Raw genomic sequence first — 7459 nt, 5'->3', positions numbered from 1 at the left:
CAACCATCAACTAACCATAGTAACGCCATTTGCATTAATTCCAGCAACATGAATATCAAATATAATTCCAGTAGGTTGGTATACTTTTTCAATTGCCTTTGCAACTTTTTCAGCAGTAGTTTTTCCCTTGCTTAACGCGAAAATAGAAGGCCCTGAGCCTGAAATTCCAGCGCCTAATGCACCATTTTCTAAAGCGGTAGATTTTACGTTTTCAAATTCTGGAATTAAAATAGAACGCATGGGTTCAATAATTACGTCTTCTAGGCTACGACCTATTAAATCATAATCATTGGTATACAGGCCAGCTATAAATCCACCAAGATTTCCCCATTGAGTCACAGCTTTTTTTAACGCAACAGTTGGTTTTACTACTCTGCGAGAATCGGCCGTTTTTACTTCAATTTGCGGATGTATAATAGTCATAAATAAATCCTTAGGCGTATGCAACTTTAGCACATCCAAAGGTGCATAACTTCTTACCAAAGTAAAACCGCCTAAAAGGGCAGGGGCTACATTATCAGCATGTGCATTTCCGCTAGCTAGGCGTTCTCCTTCCATAGCAAATTTCACAAGCTGTGCATTAGTAAAAGGTCGACTCAGTAGTTCGTTTACAGCCCAAACAGCACCAGCACTACTTGCGGCGCTACTTCCAATGCCGCTGCCAGCTTTAATTTTTTTATAAATCTCTATATCAACCCCCGTTTTTGTGTCATTCAAAGCGGCTAGCATGGCTATAACAGCAACACCAGCCACATTTTTATCCGTGGCCATTGGCAAATCAGCACCTTCAATTTTAGTAATACGGACACCAGCTTCTGCCGAAAGGCTAATTTGCATTTCGTCACCAACATTTTCCAAACAACAGCCTAAAACATCAAATCCACAGGAAAGATTAGCCACAGTTGCCGGAGCAAATACGCGTAAACTTTTCATGGATTATTGTTTACCAATTCTAATAATATCCGCAAAAATTCCTGATGCAGTAACATCAGCTCCAGCACCAGCACCTTTAACAATCAAGGGTTGCTCGGGATAGCGATCGGTGTAAAATAATACAATATTATCACTCCCTTCTAAATTGTAAAAAGGATGATCGGATGGGATGTGTTGTAATCCTACAGAGGCTTTGCCTTCCTTATATTGTGCTACGTACTTTAAACGACAATCTTTTGAGGTAGCTTCATTTAAAATTTGAGCAAAATGAGCTTCGTTTACTTTTAAACTTTCAAAAAAATCAGGAACATTTGTGGTATCTAAGCTTTCTTGCGGTAAAAAAGGATTGTTTTGAATATCAGAAAGTTCCATTATTTTACCACTTTCCCTTGCTAAAATCAAGATTTTACGAGCCACATCTACCCCGCTTAAATCAATTTTTGGGTCTGGTTCAGTATAGCCCTGCTCTTGTGCTTGTTTCACAATATCAAAAAATGTAACTCCTTTTTTGTAGTAGTTAAATACAAAATTTAAACTTCCGGATAATACCGCTTGAATTTTTCGAACTCGATCACCTGAAGCAATTAAATTATTTAATGTGTCAATAATAGGTAAACCTGCACCAACATTTGTTTCGTAAAGAAACGGTGCTCCATATTCACGAGATAATACTTGTAATTCATTGTAATTGATGTAGGAATCTGCACATGCAATTTTATTACAGGTAACTACTCCAATACTATTAGCAAGGTAATTTTTGTAAACATTAGCAATTTTTTCTGTGGCTGTATTGTCCACAAAAATACTGTTTCGCAAGTTCATTGCTTTGGTTTGTTCAAAAAACGTTTCGGGTGAGGATTCTTCGCCGTTTTCGAGTAACGTTTTCCAGTTTGAAAGCTCAATACCTGAAGAATTGAAAACCATTTTTCGAGAGTTTGACAAAGCAACTACTCTAATTTTTAAACGTAAATTTTCTTTAAGATAATCAGCTTGCTGTTGTAATTGCTCTAATAGTTTACTCCCAACATTACCAACTCCTGTAATAAACAGATTCAATTGTTTAGTTTTTACCTCAAAAAATTGTTCGTGTAATGAGTTTAACGCTTTAGAAATATCTTTTTTGGCAATAACTACTGAAATATTTTTTTCAGAAGCTCCCTGAGCAATTGCTCTAATATTTACATTGTTTTTGCCAAGAGTACTAAACATTTTACCGCTTAGTCCTTGGTGATTTACCATATTATCACCTACTAATGCTAAAATAGCAACATCATTTTCAATTTTTGTTGGATGTACTCTTCCTTTTGAAATTTCAAATTCAAACGAAGTATCAATAACTGATTTTGCTTTGTCTGAGTCATTACTATCAATAGCCAAACAAATGGAATGCTCTGATGAGGCCTGCGTAATGAGTATGACATTTATTTGAGCCGTATACAGCGTTTCAAACAAGCGTTTTGAAAATCCAGGAATGCCAACCATACCGCCACCTTCAAGTGTTATAACGGCTATATTTTCAATATGACTAATACCAGTTACGGCTTGTTTGCGTTCAGCAACTTCGCGCGTAATTAATGTTCCAAAATCATCGGGTGCAAAAGTGTTTTTTATATAAATAGGAATATTTTTCTCTAATACGGGCTGAATAGTTGGCGGATAAATCACCTTAGCACCAAAATGAGAAAGTTCCATAGCCTCTTGATACGAAATGTGCGATACTGGTTTAGCTTGTTTTACTACCCTTGGGTTGGCGGTAAACATACCACTAACATCAGTCCATATCAATAATTCCTTAGCATGGATTGCTGCGGCTAAAATAGCAGCAGTAAAATCTGAACCACCTCTACCTAAAGTAGTGGGTTCGCCAGTTTCAGTTTGAGCAACAAAGCCAGGAAATAAAACAATTTTTGCCGCATTGTTTTTTGCAAAAGCAGTAATTTTAGCGTTTGTAATTTCGTAATTTACCGTAACTTTTTCAGCAACTACAGTAGTAATATACTCCCTTGAATCTTGTAAAATTAAATCAAGCTGCTGTGCTTTTGCTGCTTCCGAAATTATAAAGGATGAAAGTAATTCCCCATAACTTGCAATAACAGATGAAGTTTTAGGAGAAAGCTCGCTTAAAAGAAAAGCACCCTCGCACAAAGATTCTAAATCATTAAGTTTTGATTTAACATTGCTAATAACACTACTTTGATCCGTAACCGGAATAAGTTCGCGTACAGTATCTAAATGTCTTTTTTCAATTTCATTTAGGGTAATTTTATAGTCATTATTGTTTGCTGCAGCTTGAGCTCCTGCTTTTAGTAATAAATCAGTTACGCCGCCAAGCGCAGACACCACAACAAAAAGAGCGTCGTTTTTACTATGATTAGCAATAATTTGTAATACTTGTTTTATGGTTTGCGCAGTTGCAACTGAAGAACCTCCGAATTTTAGAACGTTCATGGTATATGTTTTTATGAATAAATGAGAAAATAGTAGTAAAAAACTACTCTAAAGGACGGTTAATAAATAGTTTATAAACCCCAAAGGGTAGTAGTGGTAGCACATAAGCTTGTTTGGCTTACGCCAGAAGTTATATACATGCTATTTAATGACACAGTAATTTTATTTGTGTTAAACATCCTATCCATTTTTAATTTGCCAAAAATAGTACTTTTTATGATTTTATTGGCTATAGATTTTCATATTGTAATTAAATTAAAGACTCAAACAGCAAACAATTCATTAAAATTGGATTTTTTGCTAATTACTTCTATAAAAGCAATAGTATTTGAAAATCACCGATGTTCAAAAAGTCATTTTTTTAAAACGAATTGTTATTGAATAGATGTACTTTTAAGAAATGCAAATTTTTAATCACACTTCTTGTAAAAAGCTTTTTATTAAAAATATGAAATAATAGTAACAAAAAAACTTATAGTAGTTTGATTTGTAAAGTCAATATATTCCACCTTAAACGGTATTTATTTTAGAGTTACAGTTATTAGTGACTATTGGAGTAATAAGTTGTTTTCTTTTCAACTATAAGATATTGTACAAATAAGATTAACAAAATTAATGATCAATAGATTCACTAATCTGTTTAGCAATTAATGATCTACCGTAATTATTCCAATGCTGATCATAAATTAAAAAGGTAGGTTTTGTTGCATTTTTAAATTCTTGATAAAAATCAATAACTTTAAAATGATGACTATGTAGGTAATCCAAAAAAACTTTTGGTGTGGTATTTGAATTTAAAAGAAGCCATGATTTTTGTTTTTCAAATCCGTATTGGTGTATTAATTTTTTGAAATTTTCCATGTAAACTTCCGAATAATCAACCACTTTTTTTGTTTGTTGGTCTTTTACTGATACTTTAGTTGTTGATTTTAAACAATTGATAACGTTAGCCACAATTTTTTTAGGGGGATCTAGTAACCCGATACTTTTTATATAGACTAGCAACTTGCACTTTTTTAGGATGTTATTTAGTGGTGATTGCAAGGCCACACGATCTTCAATAACTTGATACGTTCCGCGTTTTAGATCCGTATTAAAATCGATGTAGATGACTATGGCATCAATTAAATCGAAATCATTTTTGTAAGCATGTATAAGGTGAATTTGATCGGCAAAATCATAGCCAGCGTAACCATATTCAAATACATTGATGTCGGACGTGACATTTTCTATTTTTTTGCCTATCGAGTTATCGTAATCTTGATGAAATCCCTGAATAAATGAATCACCAACAAGCGCTAATTCAAATGTTTCTTTTGAAGGATCAAATTCTCGATAAGAATTAAATCCGTTAGTGTTAATGCGATATTTAGCCGAATTTTGCCTTCTAATTCCTGTTACTGAAATTCCAGTTTGATTTGGTACCCATTTTTCCACTTTAGCATGATCAATAAAACGTTGTGGGGTGTCTTTTGCTAAGTGAAAAAAGCGAACCAAACCTTCTAACGCTAACAGTAACAATATTAAGTATGATGTAATTTTTAAGAACAGTTTGATCATAGCATTAAAATTGAAAATAAATAAAGGAACGATCTACTTGGTCATCGTAAAATAAGATTAGGAAAAACACAATAAGGGTATACACTAAAAACCGAATTATAGGTGATTTAAAATTGAATGGTTGACGCTCATTTTTACGAATGTAAAATTCATATCCCATAAATAGGAGTATTAAAATATAATAGTCTATCATGCGATAACCATTAGGATGTTGGTACGTTTCATAATTAAAATACGTAGTCATTCGCCTAAAATAATCTAAGGCAATGGTAATTGATGGTGCACGGAAAAATATCCAGGATAGTGTTACTAAAAAGAATGTTGTAATTATTTTAATTAAATCAGAAGCGGAGGGTAGCTTGCTGGTTTCCGCAACAACCGATTTGGAATATTTTCTGTTTTTCTTTGCAAAAAAAACAGGAAAATACAATAGCGTATGGATAGCCCCCCAAGTAATAAATGTCCAGTTGGCACCGTGCCACAAACCACTCACTAAAAAAACAATACTAATATTTCTAGCTGATATGAAAGTTCTTTTTTTACTTCCACCTAATGGAATATAAAGGTATTCTTTAAACCAATTAGAAAGCGAAATATGCCAACGTTGCCAAAACTCACTTATGTTTCGGGATAAATAGGGAAACTTAAAGTTTGATACCAATTCAATACCAAAAAGTTTTGCTGTACCAATAGCAATGTCAGAATATCCGCTAAAATCACCATAAATTTGAAAGCTAAAAAATACAGCACCTAAAAGTAGGGTAGTAGCGGGGTAGGTTGCATAGTGCAGAAAAATATCATCAACTATTGGCGCAATAGCATCGGCAATAGCTACTTTTTTAAACATTCCCCATAGTATGAGCTTAAGGCCTTCAGTACATTTAGTGTAGTCAAAATTGCGGATATTGGCTATTTGAGGTAATAAATTAGATGCTTTTTCAATGGGTCCAGCTACTAATTGTGGAAAAAAAGCAACGTATGTGGCAAATGTTACAAAGTTGTCTGTGGGAGCAATTTTTTTATAATATACATCCAAAGAATAGGAAAGGGTTTGGAAGGTGTAAAATGAAATGCCAACAGGAAGAATCACATTTAATGTCCATGATTTTTTAAGTCCGTAACCAGCAAATTGAAATAAGTTTATCCACGAGTCTATAAAAAAATTGTAATATTTAAAAAAGAATAATATTCCAATGGTTAAAAATAAGACTTGTCCAAAGTAATTTTTTTCGCTTTCTTTTAAAGCGGGCCTTGTAAATTTGTTGTGCAATAATACTCTCAACCAGAGTACTGGCAATAATTAAAAAAAGAAATCGCCAATCCCATAATCCATAAAAAAAATAGCTGGATATGAGCAAGAAAAAGTTTTGATACTGTTTTTTTTTGCTAAAAATACTCCAGTGTAAAATAAATACAAAAGGTAAAAAAACTAAAAAAGCAAAAGAATTGAATAGCATTTAGTTAGCATTTTTATTACCTCCAAATGTACAGTAGTTTTGTTAAAAATGATAAAAAATACAGTGTTGTTATAATAAGTTTTATTTCATAACCTAGTATCCGCATCAAAAAAAGTTAAATAATCGGCAAGCCTTGTAAAATAACGATCACAAAGCTTTGCCGATTAAAATATTTTCACCTATTTAGGTGAAAACATCGTTGCGGATGAAAATTACGTATTCTAGTGAAACTATTAATTCATTTGGCGGAATAAATTTTGCTGATCATATTGTTAGTAAAAGTTCTATCTATCAGCTAATTGACCAAAAACTTGGTTCGAGGAGTTCAAAATCGACTTATTGTTATTCTGATTTAATACGTTCTTATTTTCTATTGACCCTCTGTGGAGGAGAATGTGCCGAAGATATTACAGAACATTTTCGCAGAGAATTAGAACAAGTAAAAGATTTTTCGGTTTGTTCAGCAGATACGCTATTGCGAATGCAAAAAGAATTAGCGACCACCAAACAAACCTATATTTCCTCGACAGCAGTTCAACACGATTTCAATATCAATATGAAGTTAAATGAACTGATGATTGAACTTTTAATTCACTGCAAACAACTTTCCCCTAATAATCAAGACTATATTTTTGATTACGACAATCAATTTATACCCACAGCTAAATACGATTCAAAACGCAGTTACAAAAAAGCCGATGGATACTTTCCAGGAATTGCCACCATTGGGAATCACCCTGTTTATATTGAAAACAGAAATGGAAATAGTAATGTCAAATACAAGCAAGACCAAACCCTTCAACGCGCCTACAATACTCTTAAAAAATTTGGAATAAAACCCAAATATAGCCGTATGGATTGTGGCTCATTTGTTAAAACCGTTATTCCTGTAGTTGAAGCTAATAGTGAGTATTTCTTTATTCGAGTGCAGCGTTGCACCAGTCTTTACGGCACTATAAAAGAAATAACCCAATGGCAGGATGTTGAAATTGGCTTCAAGAACTATCAAATTGCATCAATACAATACGCCCCTTTCGGAGAAAAAAAGACCTACAGATATG

The 7459-nt window shown here is 33.4% G+C and carries 5 protein-coding genes; 1 reads left to right on the top strand and 4 read right to left on the bottom strand.

Features of this window, described 5'->3' with window-relative positions:
- Positions 1-6 precede the first annotated feature (6 nt).
- The 4 genes from GMC_RS0113260 to GMC_RS19965 form a co-directional block, all read right to left on the bottom strand.
- Positions 7-933 carry a homoserine kinase gene (locus tag GMC_RS0113260; RefSeq protein WP_010522601.1) on the bottom strand — a complete coding sequence of 309 codons (927 nt, stop codon included), beginning with the start codon at positions 931-933 and terminating at the stop codon, positions 7-9.
- Between the two features lie 3 nt (positions 934-936).
- The gene (gene thrA, locus GMC_RS0113255) at positions 937-3381 is read right to left on the bottom strand and encodes a bifunctional aspartate kinase/homoserine dehydrogenase I (protein WP_010522600.1); all 2445 of its coding nucleotides are present in this window, start codon (positions 3379-3381) and stop codon (positions 937-939) included.
- A gap of 612 nt (positions 3382-3993) precedes the next feature.
- The gene (locus GMC_RS0113245) at positions 3994-4941 is read right to left on the bottom strand and encodes a hypothetical protein (RefSeq protein WP_029489778.1); all 948 of its coding nucleotides are present in this window, start codon (positions 4939-4941) and stop codon (positions 3994-3996) included.
- Between the two features lie 4 nt (positions 4942-4945).
- Positions 4946-6223, bottom strand: coding sequence for an MBOAT family O-acyltransferase (locus tag GMC_RS19965; RefSeq protein WP_316928980.1), 1278 nt, complete (start codon positions 6221-6223; stop codon positions 4946-4948).
- A gap of 380 nt (positions 6224-6603) precedes the next feature.
- Between GMC_RS19965 and GMC_RS0113235 the strand changes: the two genes are divergently transcribed.
- A partial coding sequence (locus tag GMC_RS0113235; RefSeq protein ID WP_010522270.1) for a hypothetical protein occupies positions 6604-7459 on the top strand: 856 nt, incomplete at its 3' end.

Source organism: Aquimarina agarivorans (genome assembly GCF_000218485.1).
GTDB lineage: Bacteria > Bacteroidota > Bacteroidia > Flavobacteriales > Flavobacteriaceae > Aquimarina > Aquimarina agarivorans.
The sequence above is the reverse complement of the archived record's forward strand: the minus strand, read 5'-3'. Positions and strand labels throughout refer to the sequence as shown.

Coding starts and splice junctions, on each gene's coding strand:
- GMC_RS0113260 (WP_010522601.1), bottom strand. CDS start 933: ATGAAAAGTTTACGCGTATTTGCTCCGGCAACTGTGGCTAATCTTTCC.
- thrA (WP_010522600.1), bottom strand. CDS start 3,381: ATGAACGTTCTAAAATTCGGAGGTTCTTCAGTTGCAACTGCGCAAACC.
- GMC_RS0113245 (WP_029489778.1), bottom strand. CDS start 4,941: ATGATCAAACTGTTCTTAAAAATTACATCATACTTAATATTGTTACTG.